General features: G+C 65.5%; 28 protein-coding genes. 12 read left to right on the forward strand and 16 right to left on the reverse strand.

The genetic code is table 11. From position 1 onward, the window contains the following. Positions 1 to 4 precede the first annotated feature (4 nt). Positions 5 to 1207 carry an erythromycin esterase family protein gene (locus tag ACIBI6_RS10780; RefSeq protein WP_396955841.1) on the reverse strand — a complete coding sequence of 401 codons (1203 nt, stop codon included), beginning with the start codon at positions 1205 to 1207 and terminating at the stop codon, positions 5 to 7. 112 nt (positions 1208 to 1319) lie between these two features. Between ACIBI6_RS10780 and ACIBI6_RS10785 the strand changes: the two genes are divergently transcribed. Further along, entirely contained in the window at positions 1320 to 2012 is a 693-nt protein-coding gene (locus tag ACIBI6_RS10785; RefSeq protein WP_396955999.1) for a MerR family transcriptional regulator, read from the forward strand. Between the two features lie 136 nt (positions 2013 to 2148). Here the strand turns inward: ACIBI6_RS10785 and ACIBI6_RS10790 are convergent, their stop codons facing one another. Continuing rightward, positions 2149 to 3471 carry a cryptochrome/photolyase family protein gene (locus ACIBI6_RS10790; protein ID WP_396955843.1) on the reverse strand — a complete coding sequence of 441 codons (1323 nt, stop codon included), beginning with the start codon at positions 3469 to 3471 and terminating at the stop codon, positions 2149 to 2151. Positions 3472 to 3486: 15 nt separating this feature from the next. After that, on the reverse strand, positions 3487 to 4083 hold the full coding sequence (locus ACIBI6_RS10795) for a lipocalin family protein (protein ID WP_396956000.1): 597 nt from the start codon (positions 4081 to 4083) through the stop codon (positions 3487 to 3489). Between the two features lie 183 nt (positions 4084 to 4266). On the opposite strand from ACIBI6_RS10795, the gene ACIBI6_RS10800 reads away from it, so the two are divergent. The 6 genes from ACIBI6_RS10800 to ACIBI6_RS10825 all read left to right on the forward strand — a co-directional run bounded on the left by ACIBI6_RS10800 (position 4267) and on the right by ACIBI6_RS10825 (position 9263). Continuing rightward, the gene (locus ACIBI6_RS10800; protein WP_396955844.1) at positions 4267 to 5109 is read left to right on the forward strand and encodes a MerR family transcriptional regulator; all 843 of its coding nucleotides are present in this window, start codon (positions 4267 to 4269) and stop codon (positions 5107 to 5109) included. Between the two features lie 244 nt (positions 5110 to 5353). Beyond that, complete coding sequence (locus tag ACIBI6_RS10805) at positions 5354 to 5767, forward strand: hypothetical protein (protein WP_396955845.1); 414 nt, start codon at positions 5354 to 5356, stop codon at positions 5765 to 5767. Then, positions 5764 to 5964 carry a DUF6186 family protein gene (locus ACIBI6_RS10810; protein WP_396955846.1) on the forward strand — a complete coding sequence of 67 codons (201 nt, stop codon included), beginning with the start codon at positions 5764 to 5766 and terminating at the stop codon, positions 5962 to 5964. The genes ACIBI6_RS10805 and ACIBI6_RS10810 overlap by 4 nt, the downstream gene beginning before the upstream one ends. A 277-nt stretch (positions 5965 to 6241) precedes the next feature. Then, positions 6242 to 6661 carry a hypothetical protein gene (locus ACIBI6_RS10815; RefSeq protein ID WP_396955847.1) on the forward strand — a complete coding sequence of 140 codons (420 nt, stop codon included), beginning with the start codon at positions 6242 to 6244 and terminating at the stop codon, positions 6659 to 6661. A 101-nt stretch (positions 6662 to 6762) separates the two neighbouring features. Continuing rightward, positions 6763 to 7893, forward strand: coding sequence for a PLP-dependent cysteine synthase family protein (locus tag ACIBI6_RS10820; RefSeq protein WP_364339412.1), 1131 nt, complete (start codon positions 6763 to 6765; stop codon positions 7891 to 7893). Then, a complete protein-coding gene (locus ACIBI6_RS10825) occupies positions 7890 to 9263 on the forward strand; it encodes an MFS transporter (protein ID WP_396955848.1) in 1374 nt (457 codons plus the stop codon). Before ACIBI6_RS10820 ends, ACIBI6_RS10825 begins: the two co-directional genes overlap by 4 nt. Before the next feature lie 76 nt (positions 9264 to 9339). Here ACIBI6_RS10825 and ACIBI6_RS10830 read toward each other — a convergent pair whose 3' ends face one another. From ACIBI6_RS10830 to ACIBI6_RS10840, 3 genes are all read right to left on the reverse strand, one after another. After that, positions 9340 to 10803, reverse strand: coding sequence for a TIGR00366 family protein (locus tag ACIBI6_RS10830; protein WP_364339416.1), 1464 nt, complete (start codon positions 10801 to 10803; stop codon positions 9340 to 9342). Between the two features lie 161 nt (positions 10804 to 10964). After that, complete coding sequence (locus ACIBI6_RS10835; RefSeq protein ID WP_396955849.1) at positions 10965 to 12242, reverse strand: RNA polymerase sigma factor; 1278 nt, start codon at positions 12240 to 12242, stop codon at positions 10965 to 10967. 15 nt (positions 12243 to 12257) lie between these two features. Then, positions 12258 to 12677, reverse strand: coding sequence for a YciI family protein (locus tag ACIBI6_RS10840; protein WP_396955850.1), 420 nt, complete (start codon positions 12675 to 12677; stop codon positions 12258 to 12260). Between the two features lie 448 nt (positions 12678 to 13125). Between ACIBI6_RS10840 and ACIBI6_RS10845 the strand changes: the two genes are divergently transcribed. After that, positions 13126 to 13773, forward strand: coding sequence for a hypothetical protein (locus tag ACIBI6_RS10845; RefSeq protein ID WP_396955851.1), 648 nt, complete (start codon positions 13126 to 13128; stop codon positions 13771 to 13773). Between the two features lie 61 nt (positions 13774 to 13834). Here ACIBI6_RS10845 and ACIBI6_RS10850 read toward each other — a convergent pair whose 3' ends face one another. The 5 genes from ACIBI6_RS10850 to ACIBI6_RS10870 form a co-directional block, all read right to left on the reverse strand. Next, positions 13835 to 14404, reverse strand: coding sequence for a putative glycolipid-binding domain-containing protein (locus ACIBI6_RS10850; protein ID WP_396955852.1), 570 nt, complete (start codon positions 14402 to 14404; stop codon positions 13835 to 13837). A 26-nt stretch (positions 14405 to 14430) separates the two neighbouring features. After that, positions 14431 to 15774, reverse strand: coding sequence for a family 1 glycosylhydrolase (locus tag ACIBI6_RS10855; protein WP_364339428.1), 1344 nt, complete (start codon positions 15772 to 15774; stop codon positions 14431 to 14433). Between the two features lie 78 nt (positions 15775 to 15852). Next, positions 15853 to 16275 (reverse strand): NUDIX domain-containing protein, encoded by a 423-nt coding sequence (locus ACIBI6_RS10860; RefSeq protein WP_396955854.1) that lies wholly within the window; start codon positions 16273 to 16275, stop codon positions 15853 to 15855. Between the two features lie 72 nt (positions 16276 to 16347). Further along, positions 16348 to 16725, reverse strand: coding sequence for a hypothetical protein (locus ACIBI6_RS10865; protein ID WP_396955855.1), 378 nt, complete (start codon positions 16723 to 16725; stop codon positions 16348 to 16350). Next, the gene (locus tag ACIBI6_RS10870; RefSeq protein ID WP_396955856.1) at positions 16722 to 17975 is read right to left on the reverse strand and encodes a helix-turn-helix domain-containing protein; all 1254 of its coding nucleotides are present in this window, start codon (positions 17973 to 17975) and stop codon (positions 16722 to 16724) included. Before ACIBI6_RS10870 ends, ACIBI6_RS10865 begins: the two co-directional genes overlap by 4 nt. 435 nt (positions 17976 to 18410) lie before the next feature. Here ACIBI6_RS10870 and ACIBI6_RS10875 point away from each other — a divergent pair, with 435 nt between their 5' ends. The 4 genes from ACIBI6_RS10875 to ACIBI6_RS10890 all read left to right on the forward strand — a co-directional run bounded on the left by ACIBI6_RS10875 (position 18411) and on the right by ACIBI6_RS10890 (position 20690). Continuing rightward, complete coding sequence (locus tag ACIBI6_RS10875) at positions 18411 to 18722, forward strand: hypothetical protein (protein WP_396955857.1); 312 nt, start codon at positions 18411 to 18413, stop codon at positions 18720 to 18722. Between the two features lie 50 nt (positions 18723 to 18772). Continuing rightward, positions 18773 to 18985 (forward strand): hypothetical protein, encoded by a 213-nt coding sequence (locus tag ACIBI6_RS10880; protein WP_396955858.1) that lies wholly within the window; start codon positions 18773 to 18775, stop codon positions 18983 to 18985. 626 nt (positions 18986 to 19611) lie between these two features. Beyond that, complete coding sequence (locus ACIBI6_RS10885) at positions 19612 to 19848, forward strand: hypothetical protein (protein WP_396955859.1); 237 nt, start codon at positions 19612 to 19614, stop codon at positions 19846 to 19848. Between the two features lie 203 nt (positions 19849 to 20051). Further along, positions 20052 to 20690 carry a glyoxalase gene (locus ACIBI6_RS10890; protein WP_396955860.1) on the forward strand — a complete coding sequence of 213 codons (639 nt, stop codon included), beginning with the start codon at positions 20052 to 20054 and terminating at the stop codon, positions 20688 to 20690. Here the strand turns inward: ACIBI6_RS10890 and ACIBI6_RS10895 are convergent. From ACIBI6_RS10895 to ACIBI6_RS10915, 5 genes are all read right to left on the reverse strand, one after another. Beyond that, positions 20672 to 22330 carry a bifunctional 3'-5' exonuclease/DNA polymerase gene (locus ACIBI6_RS10895; protein ID WP_396955861.1) on the reverse strand — a complete coding sequence of 553 codons (1659 nt, stop codon included), beginning with the start codon at positions 22328 to 22330 and terminating at the stop codon, positions 20672 to 20674. The two genes, ACIBI6_RS10890 and ACIBI6_RS10895, sit on opposite strands and share 19 nt — an antisense overlap. A 117-nt stretch (positions 22331 to 22447) precedes the next feature. Further along, on the reverse strand, positions 22448 to 23314 hold the full coding sequence (locus tag ACIBI6_RS10900) for a class II glutamine amidotransferase (protein WP_396955862.1): 867 nt from the start codon (positions 23312 to 23314) through the stop codon (positions 22448 to 22450). Between the two features lie 606 nt (positions 23315 to 23920). Further along, positions 23921 to 24616 (reverse strand): NAD(P)-dependent oxidoreductase, encoded by a 696-nt coding sequence (locus tag ACIBI6_RS10905; RefSeq protein WP_396955864.1) that lies wholly within the window; start codon positions 24614 to 24616, stop codon positions 23921 to 23923. A gap of 12 nt (positions 24617 to 24628) precedes the next feature. Next, entirely contained in the window at positions 24629 to 24865 is a 237-nt protein-coding gene (locus ACIBI6_RS10910; protein ID WP_396955865.1) for a hypothetical protein, read from the reverse strand. A 276-nt stretch (positions 24866 to 25141) separates the two neighbouring features. Further along, complete coding sequence (locus tag ACIBI6_RS10915) at positions 25142 to 25567, reverse strand: SRPBCC family protein (protein ID WP_364339454.1); 426 nt, start codon at positions 25565 to 25567, stop codon at positions 25142 to 25144. Positions 25568 to 25752 lie beyond the last annotated feature (185 nt).

Raw genomic sequence — 25752 nt, forward strand, 5'->3', positions numbered from 1 at the left:
GCTGCTACCAGTATTGATACCGTTTTCCATCGGTGTCGGCGATGAAGATGACCGCATCGGCGCCGCCCAGCTCTGCCGGGTTCAGTGGGATGTGGCCGGGCACAATCGGTTTGCCCGTGCCGATCGACGGGGGCAGCGCGGCACGCAGGGCCGGTGTCGGGAACAGAGCACGACGGGTCGTCGCCTCGGCCAACATGCACTGGAGGGTGCCCGGGGCGCTGTCGGGGTTGGCGTCGGTTGCCAGGAATGCGTAGCGCTCGCCGAGGGTGAGTCCGACGAGTGCTCCGGCGCTTCCCCAGCTCACCTCGCCCTCGTCATGCGCGCGTTGTAGGTGGGCGTTGTGCGCGAACACCAGGCTAGGCCCGCGTTGCTGCTCCTGGGCAACGATCGCGAGCAGGTTCTCGGCCATCATCTCGGCGCGCACGCTGAGCAACAGCGCGATGCGATCGGGCACGGGACTGGCCATGGCCGCGTGATAGCGCAGCAGGCCCTGGGCGGTGCGCGCATGTGCGACGGCGCTGGCGTAGCCGGTTGGGTCGGCGGCGTGCAGGTCGGGTGCCGCGCGGCGCAGCGCACTCGCGAGGTCGTCGGCGATGATGCGCAGTGCGCGGGCGCGATCGGAGTTGCCGATGGACACTGCCGGGTCGAACATGGCCGCCGGGTTCGACCAGTCCGTGTCCTGGCCGAACAACGTGTCGAGGTCGCGGGCCGATTCGGGGCGCAGCGCCGCGGGCAGGTAGTCGTTGACCGAGGACAGTGCGTGTCGCGGGCCCGGTGCACCGGCGTACTCCACCGGTGCCTCGAAGCCGTAGAAGCGAACCCGGTCCGACGGTGTGCGGCCGGCGTTGTGCGTGCGGAGCCATTCGACGAGTTCGCGGTTGCCCGGCACAGCGCCGAACCCGTGGCTGAACCCGGTCGCCAGCACCTCGTCGATTTCGGCGGTGGATCCGTCCACGTAGTCGTCGACAACGGATGCGGCAAAGAAATCGGTCTCCAGCACGATCGATCGATACCCCCGTTCGACGAGGTGAGTGAGGATTTCGTTGCGCAGCAACGGGAATGCCTCGATCCCGTGTGTGGGTTCGCCGAGGGCGAGCAGGGTCGGCGGCTCGGTGTGTGCGGCGAGCAGTTCGTCGAGGGCTTGGCCGAGGCTTGCCGGGTCGTCGAGTTGGTGGCCGATTCCACGTAGTGACGCGGCAGTAGACATGAACACCCCTTCCGGAAGGAACTGCCCTCAACGCTATCGTTGAAGAATCGGGTGAAGCTTCTAGGACTTCTACCTGGAATCAATACATCAAAGCCTCAATCGGAGGTTCGAGCTGCGGCCCATCGACCTCGCCCGAGAACACGGATTGTCCGCCCAAGCGATCCGCAACTACGACGACGCGGGCATCCTCCCGCCGACCGAGCGCAGCCAGACCGGCTACCGGCGCTACACGCCCCTGCACGCACAAGCTCTGCGTGCCTTCCTCGCGTTGCGCGGCGGCCACGGGCACCAGCAGGCGATGGAGATCATGCGCTCGACCAATCGAGGCGATACCGAGTCCGCCTACCGGCTCATCGACGCCGCGCACGTCGCGCTACTCGCCGAGCGCAACACCCGCACCGAGGTCGCCACCGCCCTCGGCGCCCTGTCCACTACTCCCACTCCCATCAGTGGTCGACCCCTGACCGTGGGCGAACTCGCGCGCCGGCTCGGCGTGCACCCGGCAACCCTGCGCACCTGGGAGACCGAGGGCATCCTGCGCCCCGAACGCGACCGGGTAACGGGCTATCGCGAATACGGACCGGACTGCGTGCGCGACGCGCAGATCGCACAACAACTCCGCCGAGGCGGATACCTGCTGCACCAGGTCGCGCAGTTCCTCGACGCGCTGCGCGACGCAGGCGGTACGGACGCGTTGAGCGCCTTCCTCGACGCCTGGCAGGATCGGCTGACCACACGAAGCCGCAACCTTCTCGCCGGCGCGGCCCAACTCGACGCCTACCTCGCCCTGCTCGATCTGACCTAGCGAGCGTGGCCGACGAGCGAGAGCGACGTCGATGTCGGACGCCGGCCGAGCTCCAGCAGTGTGGGCGGACGGTGTGGGATCGTGGCTTTGGTGCGGGCTGCCGGAACTCCTTCCGGCCATCCGATCGGGATACCGATCACATCCCGGGAAATTCCACCAACGGCGCGGGATAGATATCCGCCGGCACTGCGGCACGCCAGGGCCGGTGCACCGCAGCGCCCGGCAGATGGGCCAGCTCCGGAATCCAGCGCCGGACGTACTCGCCATCCGGGTCATGGCGCTCGGCCTGCCGAAGCGGGTTCAGCACCCGATTCGGCCGGGTATCGGTGCCGGTGCCGGCCACCCACTGCCAGTTGAGCTGATTGTTTGCGACATCGGCGTCGACCAGCCAGTCCCGGAAGTGCTCGGCGCCGATGCGCCAGTCGATTCCGAGCGTCTTGGTCAGGAAGCTGGCGGCGATCAACCGGGCCCGGCCGGGCATCCAACCCTCCTCCAGCAGCTGGCGGAGCCCGGCATCAACGACGGGATAGCCGGTTCGGCCGCCACGCCAGGCCGCGGCCGCAGCGGGATCCTCCCGCCAGGCCGTGCGCCGCGACCGGTAGTCGTGCCATCCGGCATCGGGCCGAGCAGCCAGCAATTGGTGGTGGAAGTCCCGCCACGCCAGCTGGCGGGCGAACGCCTGACCGCCCGCGCTCGACAGATCCGTCCGAGTGCGCACCTCGGTCGGCGACAAACAGCCGAAATGCAGGTACGGGGACAACCGCGAGGTGGCGTCGGAGGCCAGATCGTCGCTGTGGTTCGCGTAGTCGAGGACCGCCCCGGACAGCCACTCGGTCAACAACTTTCGGCCGGTGATCGCGCCGCCGACCGCGAGCCGGGGCGACCCGGTACGGTCGCGGGCGGCGTAGTCCGGCAGCGGCTCACCGGTCACCGGCGTCGGAACAATGAGTTCCCGTGGTGCGTGCAGCGGGCGGCGCAGCGGCGTGTTCAGCCACCGGCGGTAGTACGGGGTGAACACAGCGAAATGATCCCGGCCGGACGATGGGGACAGCTCCGCCGGATCGACAGCGGTGATCGAGCCGGGATGGGCGTGCAGCAGGCAACTGCGTGGGGCCAGCCGCTCCCGCAGCGCCGCCTCGCGTTTGCGGCTGTACCAGCTGACATCACGGGCGACGTGCACGCTGTCGGCGTGAACATCCCGCACGATCCGATCCACTTCATCGACGACGTCGCCGTAGCGAACCACCAGCCGGCCACCGGCAGCGTGCAATTCGGTGTCCAGTTCGGCCAGCGCAGCCGCCAGGAATCGGGCCCGATTCGGTGACGAGCGACCGGCGACGATCTGCTCGTCGACCACGAACAGCGGCACCACTGCGGCACCTTCCCCGACCGCGGCCGTGAGCATCGGATTGTCGCGCACCCGTAGGTCGCGGGTGAACAGTGCGATGGTGATGGTCATCGAATCGAACCTCGCTCAGGCCGTGCACAGTGGCGCGACAGTCTCGACTCCGCTTGTGGTGGGCGAGGTCAGGTAGAGGCAATCGTTTTCCCCGGCCGCGCCTATCGCGGCGCGTACGCTGCGCCATTCGTCGGCATCGAGCGTTCGAGTCCGCGCCAGGACGAACCCGGAGATCCGGTGTGGGTCGGTGACCAGCGCCCAGGAATAGTCCGGCCCGAGTGAGGTCACGATGTAGTTCGGCTGGCCGTAGAGCTGGTCCTGCGTGGGCACACCCGGAAAACTCACGTGCAGCTGGGCTTCGGTGACCGGATCGGACACGGTGGCGGTGCCGGTGATCTCGTTCGGGGTACCGGCCCAGGTGGTGCAACTGTTGTGCACCGATACGTTGCCCTGCGGGTCCAGCGCGTATTCGGCGTGGGTGTCGCGGGCACAGTTGAGATTGAAGAACTGAGGCACCGCCGCGAGCTGATACCAGGTGCCGAGATAGCGGTTCAGATCCAGGTGGGTTACCGGAGCCGGGCCGGCCCAGGCCGCCGGCGCGGCAAGGGATAGTGCCGCGGCCGTGGACGCGGCGACGACGGCGAGTCGGCGGAGCGGACGTAGACCAGGCACGATCACTGTTCTCCTTCGAGGTCGATGGAATTCCCACCCTATCATCTATCGATGCATAATCGATGCAGTCGGAGTGAGCAGAGTCCTGCCCGACACCGAGGAATCGTAGGAGAGCCCGATGCGAATCCACTGGGTACGTGGTGCCGTCCACGACATCCCGTGGCGGGCAGGCAGAATGAGCCCATGACCGCCGGTACCACCTCCGATTCCGCAGTGGGGTACACCGTGCGTGCGGTCGCCGACCGCCTCGGCATCCCGATCGCCACCCTGCGCAGCTGGAACCAGCGATATGACATCGGACCGACTCGCCGACGACCGGGGCAGCACAGGCTCTACACCGAGGCCGACATCGCGGCGCTGGAACGCATGATCGCGCTCGTGCGCGCCGGTGCCAGCCCGGCCGGTGCCGCCGCGGCGGTGCAGGGGCCGGCCGTTGCGGCGGGCGACCGAAAACCTTTGCTGGCAGCGGCCTTCGCCCTCGACTCCGCTACGGTGTCCGGGCAGCTGGCCGCGCATTTCCGCGACTACGGCGTGCTCGAAACCTGGAACGAACTGTGCCGCCCCGCGTTCGCCGAGATCGTCGCCGAACAGCGGCGTGGTGTCGGCTGTATCGACGTCGAACACTTACTGTCCTGGTGCGTCACCGCGGTGCTGCAGCGCAACTATCCGCCGCTGCCGGCTCCGGAACAGCCCACGGTGGTGCTCGCCTGCACCAGCGGTGAGGCGCACGCGCTGCCGCTGGAGGCGTTGCGCGCCGCCCTGGTCGAACGCGGTGTCGGCGCACTCATGCTCGGCGCCGACGTACCGGCCGGCGCCCTGGCGAACGCCTTGACCCGGCGGCCGGCACCGACCGCCGTGATGCTGTGGTCCCACCAGGAATCGACTGCGCTCGTCTCCGCCGTCCGTACCTGCGTCGACGCGGGCGCGGACGTATTCGTCGGGGGTCCGGGGTGGGAGGCGGTGCGGCTGCCGGCGCCGGTTCGCACACTCGACAGTCTCGGCGACGCCATCGCACAATTCGCCTGATTTCCGCACTAGGGTCGACCTGGACCGATTTGCGAACCCCTGCCCGAATACTCCGCGTCGGCTTGCTTCACGACAGTCATCAAACGATGCATACTCGATGCATTTTGTCGGTGCTGTGGCGCTGGCCGCGGCTGGAATCGCGGGACTGCTTGGTCGACGTGGCTGCTCTTCTCGTCACCGACTCGATGTGGAGATGCCACCGATAGCTGCCCGAATCCGGCGCTACGGGACTTATTCTGCCCACATGGCAGGGGCACCGGCGCTCTCGGCGCGACCAATCCGACGGCGGATGCTGCTGCTGGCCGTCGGTGCTGTGCTGGCGGTGGGTGGGGCCGCCACCCGACCGTTCAGTTGGTCGGCAACCGTGCTGGTGGCGGTGCCGGTGGTGTTGGTGTTGGTGTTGGCGTTCCGCACGAGCCCCGAGCAGATTCCACGCACCGTCCGGCTGCGGCGTGGAGTGGCTGTTTGGTCAACGCTGTTAGTCGGCGCTTCGGCGTGGGAGGTGTATGCCTTTGTGCGGCAAACGGATTGGACACGGCCGAGCGACCTGCATCCGACTTTGTCGACACTGCTGGATCCGGCACTCGAGCATTGGCCGCTGCGGGTGGTCGGATGGCTGGTGTGGTTGGGCGCCGGCTGGTGGCTGGTGTCGAGATGAGCGATCGGGTGATCGTCATCGTCGGGTTCGTGCTGGTGCTGGTGGTTACGCTCGGCGTAGTCGTGATCACGCATGTGCGCCGGGATCTGGTCGCGCCGGTGGGTGAAACGATTGCGTACCTCACGCGGACTCGGGTGGCGAGGATTGCCGGTGTCCTCGTGTGGGCATGGGTCGGCTGGCACTTTCTCGCACGGTAGGGGTAGCCGGGGAGTCGTGTGCCCGAACTCGGTTCGTGGATCTGATCACATTAATCCAACTAGCTACGTACGGAGACAGTAGATTATTGCTGCGGGATGTCGATCGGGTACCTTGGAGGCGTCGAGGCTGAATGTCCCAAAGTTGTTCGTGGTCAAGTTGATTCGTTGGGCAGGAGCTGCATAGGTGAGTCGGACGGGTTGTCGTCGCCGAACCGCAGTGTTGTCTCTGCCATCGCAGTCCGTACTCGGATGGCGAGGGAGCGGCAGCGGCGCCATCGTGAGCCTCATCGGTCGGTTGCGGCTCGGTGGCTCTGCGCTCGCACTGCTTGCCGCAGTGCTGCTCGTAGCGCCGATGTTCGACTGTGCGCTGGCGGAAGAGCACTCCCACGCACACGCGAGTCACGCTGCGGCGCAATCGGCTATTCCGCTCTCGGCAGGTCTGCACGCCGCCGCCATCCATCCGCCCATTTGTGCCTGTTCGCTACATGCCGGGCATTGTGTGCTGAAGTCATTGCTGCCCAACGGAATTGGTCAGGTTCCCGCCCTGCTGTTGGTTATGTTGGCCCTGGTGGCGGCCATGGGTTCCGTCGCCGCGGCGACCCCGGCCGGGCTGAACGTGCGCGGCCCGCCGGTCATCCGCGTGCCCGCTGCTCGCGGCCGCGTCATTCTGACGCATCTCTGTATCGCTCGACGCTGATCGGTCAGCGCCAGGCCGACGTTTGCTGTCGTCGGCCGGTGTCCGCTGCCCGCTCACGTCCTTACCGCCCAAGGGCGGATTCGATACAGGAAGCGACAGTCATGGACAAGATCGTGCTCGATAAGCGCGTCGAGACACCCGCGCTGGCTCTGGTCACCGCACCGATGGCGGCCCGACATCCACAAGCTTTGGTGGGCAACACTCCGGTGGTGTGGGTCGGCGCGCCGCTGGCGCCCGCAGATCGCGGATTCTGGGCCAAGCTCGAGGGATTCAATCCCGGGGGGATGAAAGACCGGCCCGCACTGCATATGGTGCGCCGTGCCGAGCAACGTGGTGATTTGGCGCCGGGTGCGCGGATTATCGAATCTACCAGCGGCACACTCGGTCTCGGGTTGGCGCTGGCCGGAATGGTTTATCGGAACCCGGTCACCGTGGTGACCGATCCGGGACTGGAGCCCATCGTCGCGCGCATGCTCGCCGCCTACGGTGCGCGGGTGGATCTGGTATCCGAACCGCATCCGACCGGAGGCTGGCAGCAGGCCCGCCGCGAACGGGTCGCGGAACTGCTCGATCGCGAGCCGGACGCATGGTGCCCGGATCAGTACAGCAATCCGGACAATGTCATCGGCTATGAATCCCTTGCGCTGGAACTGGTACAGCAGCTCGGCCGGATCGATGTGCTCGTATGCGCGGTCGGGACCGGCGGGCACTCGGCGGGGGTGGCTCGGGTGCTGCGCGCGTTCAATCCGGACCTGAAGCTGATCGGCGTGGATACGGTGGCGTCCAGCATTTTCGGTCAACCGGCGGGTCCGCGCCTGATGCGCGGCCTCGGTTCGAGCATCCATCCGTCGAATGTCGACTACGCCGCATTCGACGAAGTGCACTGGGTCGCACCCTCGGAATCGGTGTGGGCTTGCCGAACCCTGGCCGCGACTCACCATGCCAGCGGCGGATGGAGTGTCGGTGCGGTCGCGTTGGTTTCGGGTTGGGCGGCGCGAACGCATGACGCGGGCACCCGCATCGCCGCTGTCTTCCCGGACGGCCCACACCGATATTTCGACACCGTCTACAACGACGCGTACTGCGCGGAGCACGGCCTGCTGGATGCCACGCCACCGATCGAGCCCGACACCATCGGTCATCCAGCGGAGCGGGTGGTTCGCTCATGGACCCGCTGCAGCACAGTCGTCGACCCACGAAACCTCGTGCGGGACAAGGGGCCAGCGGCGTGACGGTATTCGCGAAGTTCCGCAGCTTCGATCTCGCCGCGCGGTTACTGATGATCAACCAGTTCGGCATCAATCTCGGCTTCTACATGTTGATGCCGTACCTGGCCGGGTATCTGGCGGGCCCATTGGGCCTGGCGGCGTGGGCCGTCGGGCTCGTGCTCGGAGTGCGCAACTTTTCCCAACAGGGCATGTTCCTGGTCGGTGGCACATTGGCTGACCGCCTGGGGTACAAGCCGCTGATCGTCGCTGGATGTCTTTTGCGCACAATAGGTTTCGTGCTACTGGTGTTCGCGACTTCATTGCCCGGACTGCTGATCGCCTCGGCCGCAACGGGTTTCGCGGGCGCACTGTTCAATCCAGCGGTGCGCGCGTACCTTGCCGCCGATACCGGCGAGCGCAGGGTAGCGGCGTTCGCCGTGTTCAACATCTTCTACCAGGCAGGGATCCTGGCGGGTCCGCTGGTCGGATTGGCATTGATGGCGCTCGATTTCCGAGTCACGGCCGGTGCGGCGGCGGTGGTCTTCGCCGGGCTGACGGTGGCGCAGCTGTGCGCGCTGCCGACCCGGCGCGGCGAGCAGACCACGGAGCGAACCACCGTGCTGGAGGATTGGCGCACGGTATTCGGCGACCGGCGTTTCGTCGCATTCGCGGTGGCGATGATCGGTTCCTACGTGCTGTCGTTCCAGGTCTATCTCGCGCTGCCGCTGCAGGCCGAATTCATCGCCGGTGCTCGCTCGGACACGCTGACCTCCGCGATGTTCGTGGTGTCGGGCGCGGTTGCCGTTGCCGGACAATTACGTATCACAGCGTGGTTTCGTGCTAGGTGGGGGTCCGGGCGCAGTCTGGTCGTCGGTATGGGCGTGCTGGCGGTGTCGTTCGTGCCATTGGCGGTAGTACCTGGCCCGGGGCGATTCGGTGTGGCCGCCGCGGCAGCGGTGCTTTTGCTGGTGGCGGCGCTGCTCGCGGTCGGCACGGCCGCGGTATTCCCGTTCGAGATGGACACGGTTGTATCGCTGTCCGGCGGAAAGCTGGTGGCGACCCACTATGGCTTCTACAACACCGTGGTCGGCATCGGAATCCTGGTCGGCAATCTGGCCACCGGCGTTGTGGTGGGTGCGGCCCGCGCAGCAGGCTTGGATTGGGCGGTGTGGATCGGACTAACGCTCATTGGGATCGTCGCGGCGTTCGCGCTACACCGGTTGGACCGCAGTTCGGCAGGAAAACACACTGTGGCGCAGCCACATTTGGACCCGCACGTGGGCCGCTATCGAGGAACCGTACAGGCAGCGAGCGTGATGCGGGAATCGACAAGCCGCACATCGGAATCCACGGGCCGACGTCGGATGCCGCCCACCCCGGCCGCACGGCGGTAACCACGGTGGGGGGCCGGAACCAACCGGCCTCCCACTCGGCGACGAGGTCTATTGCGGACACGTATCGGGGCAGGGGTCATGGAGTGGTGGGCAGGATCGGGGGAACGTATTCGAATGTCATTCCGAGCAACCATACGAGAAGCAGTACTACCGGCAGGTGGAATAGGAACTGCAGGAACGTGAATCCGACGAGGTCGCGTGCCCGCAATTTGAGCACTGCCAGCAGCGGCAGCATGAAGAACGGGTTGATCAGGTTCGGCAGTGCCTCGGCCACGTTGTAGATCTGTACCGTCCAGCCGAGATTCATGTGGACATCAGTTGATGCCTGCATGACGTAAGGTGCTTCGACCAGCCATTTTCCGCCGCCGGACGGGACGAAAACGCCGAGTACGACGGTGTAGACGGCGATGACGATGGCGAAGCTTCCGCCGCCGCCGATGTTCGTGAAGAAGTGCGCGAGGTGTTCGGAGATGGTGAGTCCGCCCCGGCCTTTGGCTTTGGTCAGGATCGCCGCCATGGCGGCGTACAGCGGGAACTGCACGAGAATTCCGGCCGTGGCGGGTACGGCGAGGGAGATGGCCTGCAGGAACTTACGCGGGGTCCCGTGCAGCACCAAGCCGAGCATGAGGAAGACGAGCAGATAACCATTCAGGCTGCTGACCACGGTAAGTACCGGTTTGCTTGTGAACTGGGAGATCAACCAGCCCACCGTCATCACCCCGGCAAGGATCGGCAGGACACGGCTGTACTCGAGCCATTCCCCGGGACGGGACCGTGGTGCCACGTCCTCGGGCTGGTCATCCAGATCGATGTCCAGATCCTGTGCGGTCCTGATCGCCGCGTCCTTCGGCGCCGAGAAGTGTGCGATAACCACCGTGAGCGCCATGATGAGGGCGCACATGAGCAGGGACTGCCAGGTGAAGATCGTGTGCCCGAAGTCGAGGACACCCGTGATTTTCAGCAGGGCCGGAGGCAACGAGGTTGCGGTGGCCTGTAGCTGCGCGGCCGAGGAGGATATTCCCAGCGCCCACACCGCGCCCAACCCCATGAACGCCGCCGCGCCCAGCGCGCGATAGTCCACGCGCAGATCGGTCCGGCGGGCGATGGCACGGGCCAGCAGACCGCCGAAGACCAGGCTGAGTCCCCAGTTCAGAAACGATATCGACATCGACAGGAATGCCACGAAACTCACTGCGCTGCTGGCAGTTTGCGGCACGGTGGCGAGTCGGTCGATCAGCCGGGCGACAGGTGGGGAGGTGGCGATGACGTATCCGGTGAGCACCACCATTGCCATCTGGAGGGTGAACGCGGTCAGATCCCAGAAGCCGTCGCCGAAGGCGTTCGCTACTGTTCGCGGCGACGAGCCATTGGCCAGTGCGGCGACGGCCACAATGAATACACCCGCCAGTGCGACGACGTAGGCGTCCGGGAACCACTTCTCCGTCCACCTGGCCAGTGACTGCGCAACCCGCGCAAGGCCCTTCTCACGGCTGATTGCTTCAGCCTTTTCGGGGCCGGTTTCCGTGCTGGTGGACGTCATCTCGTGGTTCCTCATCTTTCTCTCCGCACGAGGCTGCCCGATGCATGTGACGCACCGCACAAGGCTCGCTTGGCGAGTATCGAGGGCCCGTTGCGTCCAGACAAGAGAGAAATGCGCAGGTACGGTCTGCAAAAATGCAGAAACAGGCGGTGGTATGGCGCTCAGCCGAGTTCGGCGAGCTTGCGCCGCAGCACCGTCCGCTCGCGCTCGTTGCCGCACAGCTTTGCCGCGCGCTCCAGTTCGGCGCGCGCCTCATCGGTGCGTCCCAGGCGGGTGAGCAGCTCACCGCGAACGCTCGACAGCAGATGCGAATTCGACAGCGCCCCACCCGCCGCCAATCTGTCCACGATCGGCAGCGCCGCGGCGGGTCCCTGGGCCATCGAGACCGCCACCGCCCGGTTGAGGTCGACCACCGGCGACGGGGCCAGTCTGCCGAGCGCCTCGTAAATGACCACGATGCGCTCCCAGTTCGTCGTCTCGACCGAGGCTGCGACGGCATGACATTCGGCGATCGCCGCCTGCAAGCCGTAGGCCCCGAGGCCACGACCGACCTGCCCCGCGCGGGCCAGGGCAGCCCGCCCCCGGCGGATCGCGGCGCGGTCCCAGCGACGACGGTCCTGCTGCTCCAATAAGATCGGCTCACCGTCCGGTCCGGTGCGGGCCGGGAAGCGCGCCGCGGTCAGTTCGAGCAGCGCGAGCAGACCAAAGACCTCGGACTCGTTCGGCACCAGCCGGGCCAGCACCCGCGCGAGCCGCTGTGCCTCGCCCGCGAGCTCGAATCGGATCAGCTCGCCACCGGAGCTGGCCGAGGAACCTTCGGTGAAGATCAGATAGATCACGCTGAGCACCGAGCCGAGGCGCTCGACTCGCTCTTGGGCCGACGGCACCTCGAACGGCACCCGCGCCGCCGCCAAGGTCTTCTTCGCGCGGGTGATCCTGGCCTGCACGGTGGCAGTCGGCACGAGGAACGCCTTGGCGATCTCATCGCTGGTCAGACCGCCGACCACCCGTAGGGTGAGTGCCACCCTCGCCTCCCGGGACAACACGGGGTGGCAGGAGATGAACATCAATGCGAGCACGTCGTCATCGATCCGGTCCGGATCCCACAGCATGTCCTCGGACTCGCGAGTGGGTTCGCTCCCGGAGACCACATCGCCCTCGCCCAGATCCCGGGCGAGGGCGGCATATCTCTCATCTAGGGCGCAACGCCGGCGGAACGCGTCGATCGCCCGACGCCGCCCGACCGTGAGTAACCACCCCGCGGGGTTGCGCGGCGCGCCGTCACGTGGCCAAGTCACCAGGGCCTCGGCCAGCGCCTCCTGGGCGAGGTCCTCGGCCAGCGCGAAATCGCCGGTGTACCGCGCGAGCGCACCGACGATCCGCGCCGACTCGATCCGCCAGATGGCGGCGACGGCCGCACGGTCGGTGTGATCAGCCATCGCCGTTCGATCCGCTCAGAGCTGACCGGTCGCTTCCCGCCACTTCCGTTCTTTCTGGATCCACTCGTTGTCCTGCGGGAACTCATCGATCGTGGTGACCCGGCGGATCTCGGTCTTGAAGCCGGGACCGGTGATCGGCGACCGTTTGGCCCACTCCACGGCTTCCTCCTTCGATGCCACGTTGAGAATGTAGAACCCGCCGAACAGCTCCTTGGTCTCGCCGTACGGTCCGTCGGTGACCACGGGCGTCTCCGTGGAATAGTCGACGACCACGCCATCGGCGGCATCATCGAGCCCCTCCGCGGCGACCAGCACGCCCGCCCGGATCATCTCCTCGTTGTACCGACCAACGGTCTCCAGCATCTTGTCGAAGTCGATATTCGCCATCCCCGCATAGGCCTCGTCGGTGGCGCGCCAGATCAGCATGTACTTCATGGGTTTGTCTCCTCGACTAGTCGGGTCCCTCTCGGACCCTCTCACCCCTTAGTCGAACGGGGAACGTCGAAGATCGACGCGCCGCCGAAAATTCTTTGCGAGGCCACGAGCATGGCCAGGGGCGGAATTCGACAGTCAGCTGTTGTGCTGATGCCGCAGGTAAGTGAGCCGCTGGCCTGGCTTCACCCTTGCCGACCGGCTTGTCGGCGTTGAAACAGCCGGCGGATTCGGCTTCGGATGCCGGGGGTGTCCTGAGGGAGGGGAGTGACGGGTTCCTCGGTCGAGGTTGCTCGAGCGAATCGCACGTGTAGTTGTTCGCGGACTTGGTCCGGAGTGTAGGCGCGGCGGCGTCGTTCGGCGCGCACGATCACTACGCCGGTTGCGACTACACCGGCGGCACCTGCCAATCCCACTGCCTTCCACCACCTCATACGAATAGGCTACGTCCATGACGGGGACGAGCATCAGTCTCGATCGGGCGCTCGAGCTCACCAGAACTGGCGATATCTGGTTGTTCCGTGGGCATTCGACGGCCGACCGTGCGATTCGGATGACGACGAACAGTCCGGTGAACCATGTGGGAATGTCGGTTGTGCTCGATGATCTGCCCGCGTTGATCTGGCATGCGGAGCTCGGTCGATCACTGCCCGACATGTGGTCGGGTGTGGCGCACCGCGGCGTGCAGTTGCACAACCTGCGTGACGCGGTGTTGGTGTGGACACATCGCTACGGTCAGCAGGCGTGGTTGCGCCAATTGAACCGTCCGGCAACCAAAGAGATGGAAGACGGCGTGCTGCGCACCATCGCTCGACTCGATGGAACTCCCTTTCCTTCCACCGCCGGTCTTGCTGGACGATGGCTACGCGGTCGAGTGCGGCTCCCACGCCGCCGGGCGGGCCGGGCGGTTGTTCAGGAGTTGGAAAACGCGTATTGCGCGGAGATCGTGGCCGCGACCTACCAGTCGATGGGACTGTTATCGCAACAGCGAAGCCCCAATTGGTATGACCCCGGTCGTTTTTGGAGTGGCGACGGACTGGAGCTGAGTGGCGGCTATGAACTGGGTGGCGAAATAGCCGTGCAAACACCCGCCAGCTGAAGGACCTCCACCTACAGCGGTTCGAACCAGTGATCACGCAGCACGCAATCGAAATATGCCGTCATTGGACTCGCGTTGCGATGCCTGGATAGTCGAGGATCAGGCCGTGTTGGTCGTAGGTGAGGCTGCAGGCGAAGTCGAATGCGGGGGCGGCATAGTCGTAAACCTGTTCGCTGGCACGCGAATACGTCTGCTCCAAGTGGTCTACCGCAAGCCCGACCGCTCGGACGTATGCGGCCGGTGCGGCCGCCGCATGTCCGATCGGCAGGCTCAGCCGGTGCACCGGAAAGGTATTGGTCACCGCTGACGCCTCCAGGTCCAGATCCAGACAACCACGCAGATGCGGCGCGGGCACCCCATCGATCTGCCAGTGGCCCATGCCATCCGCCTCGATAACGATGGTGCGGGTTACGCCCTCAGTCCGGCCGGTGATTCGCGCTGACCTGGTCAACCACGATTGGTCCACGTCGATCACATAGTCCACAATCCAGGATTGACTGCCCTCGGTGGCCGTGGTGACGCCCGCAACCCGCCGTCCGCCATGGTCTGCGGTGAAGTAAGCGACCTCGAAACCCGTTCGAGCCCCTACGTGCCGCCACGACGCAACACTCGGCAAATCTAGGAAAGTCATCGGCAATAGGCAGTCGGTGCCGCAGGCTACGGGTTTGCGACCGGGCTCAGGCAGCTGGCCGGTGGGTCGACGAGGACGCAGAACGATGGGGGACGGGTGGGGCGGTAGTCGGCGGGGAGGCCGCCTGCTGCGATGAGCTGGGTGTAGGTGCCGACGCCGTCGGTGGGGCGGCGGGTGAGGGAAGGGTCGGTGCGCACGTCGACGGTGTAGAGGCCGAAACGTGGTGTGTAGCTGCCCCATTCGTAGTTGTCGGTGAGGCTCCAGTAGTTGTATCCGATGACGTTCATGCCGTCGGCTTTGGCGCGTTGGATCCAGTAGACGGTGTCGCGGAGGTGATCGCTGCGGGTGTAGCCGTCGCCGCGGGGGATGCCGTTTTCGGTGGGCATGCCGTTCTCCACGATGTAGAGCGGTTTGTTCGGGAATCGGCGCGAATAGTATTGCAGCGCATAGTAAATGCCCTCGGTGCGCACGGGCAGCTCCCAGATGCGTTGTCCGGGCAGCTGCGGCATCGCCGACCCGATGGCCCTGGTGATGGAACTCAGCAGCGACTGCACCGGATCGTAGGCGAAGTAGTAGTCGACGCCCACGTAGTCGAGCCGGTTCGCGATGCGATCGACGAACTCGCCGTTGACCTGCGCCTCCGAGCCCGCGACGTAACCGACGTTGCTGGTCACCTGAGCACCGGGCTCGACCTCGTGGATGTAGTCGTAGATGGCGTTGTGGGCCTGCGCGAGGCGGTCGAGCATCTCGGGCCCGCTCGCCGCGCCTCGGCTGGTCTCGTGCACGATGTAGGCGACCGGCTCGTTCACGGTGACCCACAATGGATTTCGCGATGCGTAGCGGTCGACGACCGTACGCATATTGGCCAGCCAATCCCCGACCATGCCCGGGTTGCGCCAGCCGCCGCGGTCGGCCGCCCAGCCGGGGTAGACCCAGTGGTCCAGGGTGATCATCGGTCGCATCCCGGAAGCCACGATCTTCGCGATCACCGCGTCGTAGAAACCGAACGCGCCCGCATCCCAGGTGCCCGGCGTGGGTTGCACACGAGCCCATTCGATTCCGATCCGGAACACCTTCACACCCAGCGCGGCCGCCAGGTCGATATCGGAGGCGTATCGGTCGTAGAAGTCGACCGAATCCTGCAGTGCATCGGCACCGGAATTCGCGATGTAACGCGTCCAATTGCTGTCCGGCGCATGGCCTTCGGACTGGAATCCGGAAGAGGCGACACCCCAGAGGAAATCCGAGTCGAGTGCCGGTAGGGCGTTCGAGCGGATCGGCGGGACGGCGGAGGAGTTCGTGCAGAGCAACAAGGTCGACGCGGCGGCGGCGAGCGCGGCCAGGACGTACCGACGGAACCGGGATCGCATCAATTCAGGGTAGCTCGGTCGCCGCCAGCGCTGGACGAATCACGAATGCTGGCCTGATTTGCCGCATTTGCAGCCGTGCTATTCGTCGGCCTTCCAGCCGTGCCAGAACGACCGCGTTCCCCGTGCGACGACGGTTTTCACAGCTGCTGGGCGCAGGTCGATTCTATCGATCTGATCGATTGGGAGCCAATCGAATTCGAGATGGTCTTCTTGGCTGACCGGTGTGCCGTCGAGTTCGGCATCGAAGATGAGATTGACTTCGTGGTGTGCAGTGCCACGATCGCTGTACCCGTGCTCGACTACACCGGCGAAGCCGACGATCCTGCTGGCGGTCCCGAGTTCTTCGGCGAGTTCGCGGATCAGTGCGGATTCGACCGGTTCGCCGGGCTCGACGTGCCCGCCGGGGAGGAAGACCCAGCTTTTGCCGCGTTCGCGTGCCACGAGTATCCGAGCGCCGTCACGGATGACAGCGCGGGCGATGATTTCGGTGGTGGCGTTCATCGGTTGCCCATCGTGTCAGAGATCGCACCGGGCACGGTGCCCACCGCTCGGGGAGCGAAAAGGGAGAAGCGCCTACTGCTTCGAGTCCGTCTCGCTAGTCCAGACGGGCCGGGCGGTCTCGGAGTTCGATGCTTCTCCCAACAGGTGAGCCTTCATCCGCTGCGAACCCGCTCGCGCGCTGTCGATGATGTGCGCGGCCTCGCGCCCGGTCAGCCCGAGTCGCTTTGCCAGCTCGAGCGGCACTGTTTCAGCGTCGCCGACCAACTCGACGAGCAGACGGTTGCGGGCTTGCTCGGCCGCGTGGATCTCGTTCTGAGCGGCTCGGAATACTTCCGAGCGCTCTGGTTCGCGACCGCCCTCGGCGCGTGCGAACGTCTCGCCGGTCGACAGCAGGCGGGCGCGAGCGTCCGCGAGCCGCAACCTGACCTCCGCCTCGCGGTCCGCACTCATATGGTCACGATATCTCGTGCGGCGAGACGTTCATCCAGGTCCCGCACCGGGCGCGAGCCAGCCCACGGTGAAAGGTCGCGGCGGCCGTCGCGGATAGCGCAGATCAGCCGTGGCGAACGATTCTGCGCGGTGAGGTCGGCAGCGTCACCGACGACGTTCGCGGCCTCATCGATATCGTCGAGCTGAATTAATGCCCGCTCCAGCTCGAGCAGCGACATTGCCCGGTCGCGTGTGTAGTTGGACGGTATGAGGGTCAGTGCCCGTCGGGTTGCCTCTGCCGCGGGAGCCGCCTCACGCAGGATTGTCAGGCAGTTGCCGCGATAGGACTCCAGCAGGGCGCCGCCGACGAAGTAGGCACGCGACGCGCTCGGGTGGCACGGTTCGAGCCCGTCTATATCGCGGTCGGCCTCGTCTAGCGCGGTGAGACACGCTTGCCGTTGTCCCGCCATTGCCGCGGCCTCGGCTGCGCGAATTGCGACGTAGGCGCGTAGCGGCCGGTCTGTACTCTGCGCGACCCACGCTCGTGCTGCGACGGCGTAGTCGACTGCGACGCGCGGCCGACGCTGCCAAAGGGCGAGTTGAGAGAGGTGGCACAGCATGTACGCGCCGAGGTCGGGATCTTCCGCTTCGTGTGCGGTTTCGCGCGCCAGGGTGTACAGGCGCGATGCCGTCTGGAATTCGCTCGCATCCCATGCGAGGCACCCAGCAAATCCGGTCCATTCGGAGTACAGGCTCAGCACGTCGGGACGCAGTCCGGTCGGGCAGTCGCGCAGCATCGCTTCGACGAGCTGCTGCTGAGCTATTACAAGTCCTTGCGCGGCGGGTGAGCCGAGCATGTCGTCGAGTTGCATCGCCGAATACAACGTATTGCGGATCACGGCGACTGCGGCGGCGTCGGGGCGTCCCGCGCCGGACATGAGCCATCGGGCCCGTTCGGCCGCGTCGCCGACGCCGAGCGTTGCAAGCCCACCGGCGCCGAGCGTGCCCGCCTTCAATAGCTGTCGACGGTCCATCTCTTGGCCCTCCTCGGTTGCCGGGCACAGCCTGGCGCGAAATGCTTCGACGACCGAGTCGGGTTCCCGAGCCAGCGTTGTATCGAGCGCGGCCTGCCAGACGGGCCGGGGCGTTGATCCCGCCTCCCACCGTTTGACCGTGCGTTCATTGGCGCCGAGTTTGGCTGCAAATTCGGCCTGGCTCAGCCGGAGAGCGACGCGCAATGCGCGGCTTTCTGTGCCAGTCCAGTGCCTCACGCTAACCATGCCGGCCCCCATGACGTAAGTGGTGTGGCTCACTGTATCTCCGGATTGCCCCGTCCCGTCCACCGAAGTGCCACCGAAGTGCCACCCCATCGGTGGCGAAGCTAGTCATGGTCCTGACGCCGGGAGTTTCCTCACCAAGTCCCAAATTCGATCGCAATTCGAGCCCGCGATCATGGCGTACATCTCTCGGCGTCGGGTACCACGATCGCAACATCGGCGGGAGGAAACCATGACGAATGCAAGTCTGCCGCAACGTGTTCCGTTAATCGGGCCGGTAGCGGGATATAGCGGCGCACCTGTGGATGTGGTCGAGATGTTCGCGGATGCGGTTCGTGAGTGGGCCGAGCGGTCTGTGTCCGCACAGTCGTCTCGGTGCCGGGGTGTCGATTCCTCCGGCATCGGGCGTACCAACCAGAAAGGGGTGTGATGCGCCGAGATAGGTTGCGCACCAGTCGAACTCGGGATGGACGCAAGGTCGCGGTGTGGCGGTTGGCGGGGAAGTCCGCGCGCATCGTGCGCGTGCAATTCATTTCCGAATCTTTCACCGCGTACCGCTTGCCTTCGCGCACACCGCTTCCGGAAGTGCAACCGGGAACAGTCATATTCGAGCCGTACCCAGATCTGGCCGCTGCTCGGGAGTTACTTCCCAAGCACGGCGACCTGTGGGACGCGCTTCGTGATGACTACTGGACAGCGCTGATCAACCTGACGGATCTGCCGAACCCGTTGGAGGCGTAGGTCAGATGTTGGAGATAGATCCATCCCATCGAAGCGAAATCGCGCCATCCGTGCGGGTATTGCTCGCCGTCTTCCATGAGGAAACTCACCACAAGCTCGCGATCGCGCCTACTGACAGCACTCCGATCTATGAGCGCTTGTCCGATGGCTGGCTGAGCCGGGTTGACGAAGACGGCTGGATTTCCGATTTGGACGCGGATTTGGATAAAGACGACGCGATCACCGTCATGCCGACCAGCGTTCACGACACGGAAAGGTCATGAGTGTGAGCGGCGGCCGTTGCGGTAATGGCTGCCGAACGTGGTAGCTCACCTTGCGAATTGTGCGGCCGCAACCGATTCCAAGATGCCCAATGCGCGCCTCAACGTCGCGACCTGGGCCCAATGTGAGCCCGGAGCAATGGCAGGGCGTGGCTACGATGTGGGTGGCCGTGAATGGAGTGACTATCAGCTCACCCCGGGCACAGACCATGCCCACCATCATCACTTGTTGAAAGACGGGACCGACAAGATCGAAACACCATTCGCTCATTATGGGCAGTCCGACGGCGGGCAAGGCGCTGCCACGGCGCCGGGTTCCATAGTCCTGACCGGGGCAATCGTTGGTGTTGCGTTTCTTCTGTGCGTCCACCTCGACTGGGCTCCGTTCGTTGGGAACTTAACCGGTCCTGATCAGCTTGTAGTTCTGGTGATCGGCGGGGTTCTGCTGGGTGTTTCGCTCCTGAGGTGGGCGATCAAGACGCTGTATCTGCTCGGGCGAGAGCATCGGTGGTCCTGGAAAGTCGCTGCGGTGCCGGTGATTGTGGTCGCGGGGCTGGTAGCCGGGTTGATTCTTCGGCCCTGCGAGCTTCGGCTCCGCACGGGCGGAGATGGAAGGTGTCGCGGTCGAGATGCTGCGCGAGGATGGCCCGAGTACCCGCCGCGACGTGAGTCCCGGCGGGCTCGACATCAGTTTGGTTCACCGTGAGTCCGATGGGCGCGTCTACTTCTATGACGCCGATGGTTTCGTGGGTTCGACTGTCCGCGGTTGGGTCTATTCGCCCGATAGCGAACCGGTAGGCAGTGGCGGGCGACGGTTCGAAAAGCTGTCTGGAGATTGGTATTCGTTCGTCTTCGATATCGAATGACGTCGTCGGTGGCTCGACTCCACCGTGCGCGATCGTGAAATATCAAGTGGCAGTGCCCATCTGCACGACTATCACCCGATCATCGGGCGTGTGGGCGATGGCGGTGGGACACAGTCACGGCCCGGATCTGATCCAGAGCGCGGACCGGAAGCGATCAGGAATCGAGAAGCGCCGGTTACGGGGTAGAAAATAGCGTTGCTGACATGAACATCACCGTTAACCAAGCCGCTATCGAATCCGTCATCCTCGAGGTGTCCGACACCGCGGCCGCAGAGGCCTTCTACACCGCCGCGTTCGGTCTCGGCGACAAGCTGCGCGTCCGCGCATCGGAGGCGCCGACGACCGGCTTTCGTGGCTTCATCCTGTCGCTCGTGGTTTCGCAGCCGAGTACCGTCGACAACCTCATCGGCACCGCTGTCGACGCGGGCGCGACGATAGTGAAGCCTGCCAAGAAGAGCTTCTGGGGCTACGGCGGCGTCGTCCAGGCTCCGGATGGGGCGATCTGGAAGATCGCGACGTCGTCGAAGAAGAACACCGGCCCGGCCACCCGTGAGATCGACGATTTCGTGGTTCTGCTCGGGGTCGACGATGTCAAGGCGACCAAGCAGTTCTACGTCGATCGGGGCCTGACCGTGGCAAAGAGCTTCGGCAGCAAGTATGTCGAGTTCGACACCCCCGCATCCTCGATCAAGCTGGCGCTCTACGGACGACGTGCCGCCGCCAAGGATGCCGGTGTGCCCCAGGAGGGAACCGGGTCGCATCGGATCGTCATCGCTGGCAGTGCAGGCGCCTTCACCGATCCGGATGGGTTCGCGTGGGAATCTCACTTGGCGTCCCAATAGCACTCCACCACCGCTGTCGTGAACGGGAACCGCACCGGTGTCGTCCCGAAGGCGATCCGGCCTGCGGTCTCGGCCGCGGTCGCGATCATTTCGGCGACCGTCGGGGCTTCCTCGGCGGGGCAGTGCACGATTACCTCGTCGTGTTGGAAGAAGACCAGTTCGGCGCGGAGGCCGGCGTGCGTCATCGCATGACGCACGCCCGCCAGCACCAGCAGGGCCCAGTCGGCGGCGCTGCCCTGCACGACGAAGTTGCGCGTGAAGCGGCCACGAGCACGCGTGGCGGAGGTACTGCCATATCCCCCCTCCGCCTGCGCCTGCGCCTCCGCCTCTGGCGATGCGATGGAGGCTGGCGGGCAGGTGCGGCCCAGCCAAGTACGCACCAAGCGGCCCTCTTCACCGGCGCGGGCAGCGTCGTCGACATATGCCACCGCGGCCGGATAACGTCGGCGGAGTTCGGCCATGTGGGTCAGGGCATCGCCGGAGGTCTGGCCGTAGATGGCGCCCAGCAGGGCGATTTTGGCCTGGGCGCGGTCGCCGCCGAAGACACCGGCGTATAGGTCTTCGCCGCGACCGGCAACCTCCATCAATCCCGGGTCGCGGGAGATCGCGGCAAGTACTCGTGGCTCCATTTGGTCGGCGTCGGCGACCACCAGCCGCCATCCCGGGTCCGCGCGTATCGCTTGACGGATCACCTTGGGAATCTGCAGGGCGCCGCCACCATTGGTGGTCCAGCGGCCGGAAACCGTTCCGCCGGGCAGATATTCGGGACGAAAGCGGCCGCCGTGCACCCACTGCTCGAGCCAGGACCAGCCGTGGGCGGTGTACAAGCGGTACAGCGATTTGTACGCGAGCAACGGCGCAACCGCGGGGTGGTCGATCCGCTGGAGCTCCCATTTTCGGGTGGAGGACAACAAGATCCCGACGCGGGCGAAGGCTCTGATGATGTCGTTGGGCAGGTCCGGCCGAACGCGCACACTTTCCCCGAATGCCCGCGACACTTCATCCGCCAACTCCGCCATCCGGCGCGGCTCCATCCCGCCCGGAAACCGCTCACCCAGCAGCTTTTCCAGCAACTCGCGGTGGACGTCGGCGCGCCAGGGTATACCGGTTCGGGACATCTCCGTGGCAACCAGCATGCCCGCCGATTCGGCAGCGAGAAGCAGCCGCATCCGCTCCGGATGTTCGGTCTTCGCCGTACGTGCTAGCTGACCCGCGTAGACCGCCAGCAGAGCGTCGAACTCATCCGTGCCTGGTGGCAGAGGTACCGGACCCGATTCGAACAGCGATGGCTGGGTCTCGGCGGCACGTGTGGGCGCATCCGGCGGGACAGGCAGGTTGTGCAGTCGTGCCCAGGCCGCCGCCAACGAGCGAGCCTGCCCCGACTGTCCCTCCTCATGTCCGATCAGCAGCGCCTCCGCGGCCTGCACGTCATAGCACCGCTCGACCCGCACCCCCGCCGCCGACAACGGCCGGTAGATCTCGGCCGTGGACCGCCACACCCACCGCTCGACCTCCGGGCGTGAGCGCACTGCCTCGGCTAGCGAGGGCTCACGTACCACTGGTCCCGCGGGCCGACCGTCCTGATCGAGTGGACACAGGCGCGCACCACCGTCGCCCGTTTCCGCCACTGCCCATCTCACATCGCTGAGTCTTGCACCGGGGACAGACATCCCTCGATAGCGGAGTCGGCCGCTGCCGTGTCGCCGTCGGGGATCTAGGCGCATCCAGCGACGGCCGTCGAGGGGGACGACGGGTGGTCATCGCCCGGACTGGGCTGCCGCGGCGCGGTTATCGAGTTGCGCCAGCGTCAGCGGATGGCGTGGTGCGTGATCCAGTACGGTGCTGGATCGGACGCGCAGGTGGTCGTCGACGTGGAGTAGTTCGCCGGGGGCGAGTGCTCGCCAGCGCGGGTCCTCGTCGGTGCGTTCGCTGGCTACGACGACCGCTGGGAAGTCGCGCAGGTGTCCGCTGCGGGTGCGGATTCCGGCCCGTCCGGCCTGGTCCAGGTGACGATCGCCTTGCGGGCCGCCTGCGGCGCGTTCGAGGACGAAGAGGCCGTGGGTGTCGGGGTAGCGCAGTGCCCATAGGTTTGTCGCCGTGGTGAGTACCAGGTTGAGGGCGTAGACCGGTAGGCGGTCCGCGATCCACCTGACGGCGTCGGTGATGCCTGCGGTGACGTCGCCGTCGTGTTGGTCCGTGCGTTGGGTGATCAGTGCGAAGAATCGTTCGGAATCGGTGTCACCGTGTACCAGGTCGAGGTAGTCGCCGAGTTCGGAGCCCAGTTCGTCGAGGCCGTGCAGCACACCGTTGTGGGCGAACAGGCGGCCACGTTGTTCGAATGGGTGGGTGTTGCGTGGTTGCAAGCCGCCTGTGGTGGCGTAGCGGATGTGTGCGACGAACGTCATCGATTCTCGTTCGCGCGCTTCCCGAGCGAATTGGACGTCCTCGTATGCGGCGATGGGTTGTTTCTCCACCAGTGGGGCTTCGTCGGCGGTGAAGGTGCCGAGACCGACGCCATCGGGTTCACGTCTGCTCTGTATCGACAGACTGTCCGGAGCATCCAGCAACCAGAATGTGGCCCGCACTCGCTGCGGTGCGGCCGACAAACCGAACAAGCGACACATGGGACTCCTGCCTGGGCGTTGTCCGCGTGTGATGACTGTCCCGCGATCGTAGTCCCAGGTCAGCCGATCTTTGCGTTCCGGTCCGGAATCCCGGGGTCCGGTCCGGAATTCCTGTCCGGCCGGTGGACCAGGGGGTTCAGGGTGTGAGCCGGTGCGGCTTCTCGATCGAGAAGGAGCGCGCTCATATCGTGATCACGACGCATCAGCGCGGGGTGGGCTGTCTGTAAACCGCGTGTGCGCAAGTGATTTCGATCCTGAGGGGGACTGGTTATGTGGGAGTGGAGCAAACATGTCGCCGAGCACGCCGCGGCTGCGGCGTGGACCCGTCGACAGGAGGTGTACCGACCGACGATTTGCGACCCGGAACCTGAGGCTGTACCAGGCAGCACATGTGCCGCGAACGGGGGTTGCGCCGCAGCTGAGGACAACGGTGGGGAAGATTCGACTGACAGTGATGAGCAAGCCGAGCGGGCAGCAGTGCGGCCAATTCCCCTGCTGTCGTGGTCTTTCCGACTCCGAAGGTGCCGTTCAGCCAGATGATCACGTTTTCGAGCGTATCGGGTTCGGCGTCGCAGCAGACGGTGGCGACGCCGAACCCTGGTCGGCTCAACTCTTGGCGAGCGCTTCGCCGCGGATCCACTCGAGCAGGGTCGGGTTGTCGGCGGTGGTGATGACGCCGATGGTGGTGCGGATGTAGCGGTCGTCGTCCAGCAGGGCGAGCATGCTCGCGGCCAGGTCTGCGCGGGCGGTGAACCTGCCGTCGGCGTGGCCCTCGACGACGGTGTAGTCGGTGACCGACGGCAGATGGTAGAGCCCGCTCGGGCGCACGATCGTCCAGTCCAGATCGGTGGCCTGGATCAGGGATTCCATTCGCCGCATGTCGTCGTACAGGGTCTTACCCACCACCCGCGTCACATATGGCAGTAGGACGCGGTTGAACAGGAACCCGCCGTCGGAGTACGGCTGCGGATCGACCCCGCTCGAGCTGACGACGGCGAGCCGACGCACTCGATGCCGTTCCATCGCGGCGACGATATGGGCCACACCACGCGAATAGGTGCTGATAGGTTCCTTACCGGCGGGCACCCCGAGCGTTGACAGCACCGCATCCCGGCCCGCGACAACGGCGTCGACGGCACCCGGATCGAGCACATCGGCACCAACTATCTCGAGCCGATCATGATGCAGCGGAAACGAATCCGGCTGCCGGGTGACCGCGACGACCTCATGTCCGGCGGCGAGCGCCTGGCCGGTCAGCAGGCGGCCGGTGGGACCATTTGCTCCGAAGACTGTGATACGCATGAAGATTGGTCCTTACGACACCAGAGCCGTGCGCAGCGGGGCCAGCGCCCGCGCCCACGCCAACAGCTCGTCGATCAGCCCGTGTACTGCCGCAATGTGCAGCTCACGCGGTTGGAAGTCGGCGAAATTCACGAAGTCTTCGCGCAGTGTCAGCGCCACCTGCGGCCTCTCGGCATCCTTGACCTTCCTGGCCACCCGGTTCGCCACCGGCGTGCCCGAGTAACCGCTGCCCACAACGACGACCTGCATGTCGGCCTCCTGTTTTTTGGTAACTGGACGAACACAAGACGCTCGCGGCCGCGGTCCTGTAACACCCGCGGCTACGTGACGTGCATCACCGATAGTGGTGTCACAAAGCGGGCGGGACCGGCGTCCTGTGTGTATGGCACAGTCGAGAGCAACGAGTGACGCAGGCGAAGTCGAGCGCCTGGACCCCGCCACCGAGGCGTTCGTCGCGCACCGCAAGCTGCTGTTCACCGTCGCCTACGAGATGCTCGGCTCGGCTGCCGACGCCGAGGACGTCGATCATGTCCGAGCGATGCCGTCCAGTACTGATGCTTCTATCGCCTGTTTCATTTCCTTGATGCCGTATTCGGTGCGGATTCGGATATCGGAGGCGATGGTGTCGGGCAGGATGTCGGTTGTCCAGATCAGGCGGCCGCGCTCACCCTCGCTGTGGACCTCGAAGGATGCGTGGTGGTAGTCCAGGGATGGTCTGGCGCCTTCCATGACGGAGTAGGCCAGGCGGCGGGTTCGGTCGTCGATGGAGATGATCAGTTCCCGGATGACGTGGCCGTCGGGAAAGGTGAGGAAGCGTTCCACGCCCTGGATGCGGGTGTCGGCGACTCGGCCTGGGAGCAGGCGTGTGTGCACGGCGCCGACATCGCGTACCACATCCCAGATGTGTTGTGGGGAAGCATCGATGACGATTTCGGTGCGGATGGTGGCCATGGGTTCGAGTCTTCCTCATCTCGGGTGGAGCCGCGCAGAGCTGCATGTCCGTCGGCGTCGCCGGAGCCGGTTCCGCCTGATCCGATGAACCGAATCTATTGAGCCGTTAAGTAACGGCACGTCAAACAGTGGAAGGGTGGCTGGTGGTTATCGCCCGGAATTTACTGTGCTGTCGGAGAATAGGG

Source organism: Nocardia sp. NPDC050412 (genome assembly GCF_044458825.1).
GTDB lineage: Bacteria > Actinomycetota > Actinomycetes > Mycobacteriales > Mycobacteriaceae > Nocardia.

Coding starts and splice junctions, on each gene's coding strand:
- ACIBI6_RS10875 (WP_396955857.1), top strand. CDS start 18,411: ATGCGCCGAGATAGGTTGCGCACCAGTCGAACTCGGGATGGACGCAAG.
- ACIBI6_RS10840 (WP_396955850.1), bottom strand. CDS start 12,677: ATGAAGTACATGCTGATCTGGCGCGCCACCGACGAGGCCTATGCGGGG.
- ACIBI6_RS10810 (WP_396955846.1), top strand. CDS start 5,764: ATGAGCGATCGGGTGATCGTCATCGTCGGGTTCGTGCTGGTGCTGGTG.
- ACIBI6_RS10860 (WP_396955854.1), bottom strand. CDS start 16,275: ATGAACGCCACCACCGAAATCATCGCCCGCGCTGTCATCCGTGACGGC.
- ACIBI6_RS10805 (WP_396955845.1), top strand. CDS start 5,354: ATGGCAGGGGCACCGGCGCTCTCGGCGCGACCAATCCGACGGCGGATG.
- ACIBI6_RS10790 (WP_396955843.1), bottom strand. CDS start 3,471: ATGACCATCACCATCGCACTGTTCACCCGCGACCTACGGGTGCGCGAC.
- ACIBI6_RS10780 (WP_396955841.1), bottom strand. CDS start 1,207: ATGTCTACTGCCGCGTCACTACGTGGAATCGGCCACCAACTCGACGAC.
- ACIBI6_RS10830 (WP_364339416.1), bottom strand. CDS start 10,803: ATGACGTCCACCAGCACGGAAACCGGCCCCGAAAAGGCTGAAGCAATC.
- ACIBI6_RS10865 (WP_396955855.1), bottom strand. CDS start 16,725: ATGAGTGCGGACCGCGAGGCGGAGGTCAGGTTGCGGCTCGCGGACGCT.
- ACIBI6_RS10850 (WP_396955852.1), bottom strand. CDS start 14,404: ATGACTTTCCTAGATTTGCCGAGTGTTGCGTCGTGGCGGCACGTAGGG.
- ACIBI6_RS10910 (WP_396955865.1), bottom strand. CDS start 24,865: ATGCAGGTCGTCGTTGTGGGCAGCGGTTACTCGGGCACGCCGGTGGCG.
- ACIBI6_RS10915 (WP_364339454.1), bottom strand. CDS start 25,567: ATGGCCACCATCCGCACCGAAATCGTCATCGATGCTTCCCCACAACAC.
- ACIBI6_RS10900 (WP_396955862.1), bottom strand. CDS start 23,314: ATGTGTCGCTTGTTCGGTTTGTCGGCCGCACCGCAGCGAGTGCGGGCC.
- ACIBI6_RS10845 (WP_396955851.1), top strand. CDS start 13,126: ATGACGGGGACGAGCATCAGTCTCGATCGGGCGCTCGAGCTCACCAGA.
- ACIBI6_RS10835 (WP_396955849.1), bottom strand. CDS start 12,242: ATGGCTGATCACACCGACCGTGCGGCCGTCGCCGCCATCTGGCGGATC.
- ACIBI6_RS10890 (WP_396955860.1), top strand. CDS start 20,052: ATGAACATCACCGTTAACCAAGCCGCTATCGAATCCGTCATCCTCGAG.
- ACIBI6_RS10820 (WP_364339412.1), top strand. CDS start 6,763: ATGGACAAGATCGTGCTCGATAAGCGCGTCGAGACACCCGCGCTGGCT.
- ACIBI6_RS10800 (WP_396955844.1), top strand. CDS start 4,267: ATGACCGCCGGTACCACCTCCGATTCCGCAGTGGGGTACACCGTGCGT.
- ACIBI6_RS10855 (WP_364339428.1), bottom strand. CDS start 15,774: ATGCGATCCCGGTTCCGTCGGTACGTCCTGGCCGCGCTCGCCGCCGCC.
- ACIBI6_RS10905 (WP_396955864.1), bottom strand. CDS start 24,616: ATGCGTATCACAGTCTTCGGAGCAAATGGTCCCACCGGCCGCCTGCTG.
- ACIBI6_RS10885 (WP_396955859.1), top strand. CDS start 19,612: ATGCTGCGCGAGGATGGCCCGAGTACCCGCCGCGACGTGAGTCCCGGC.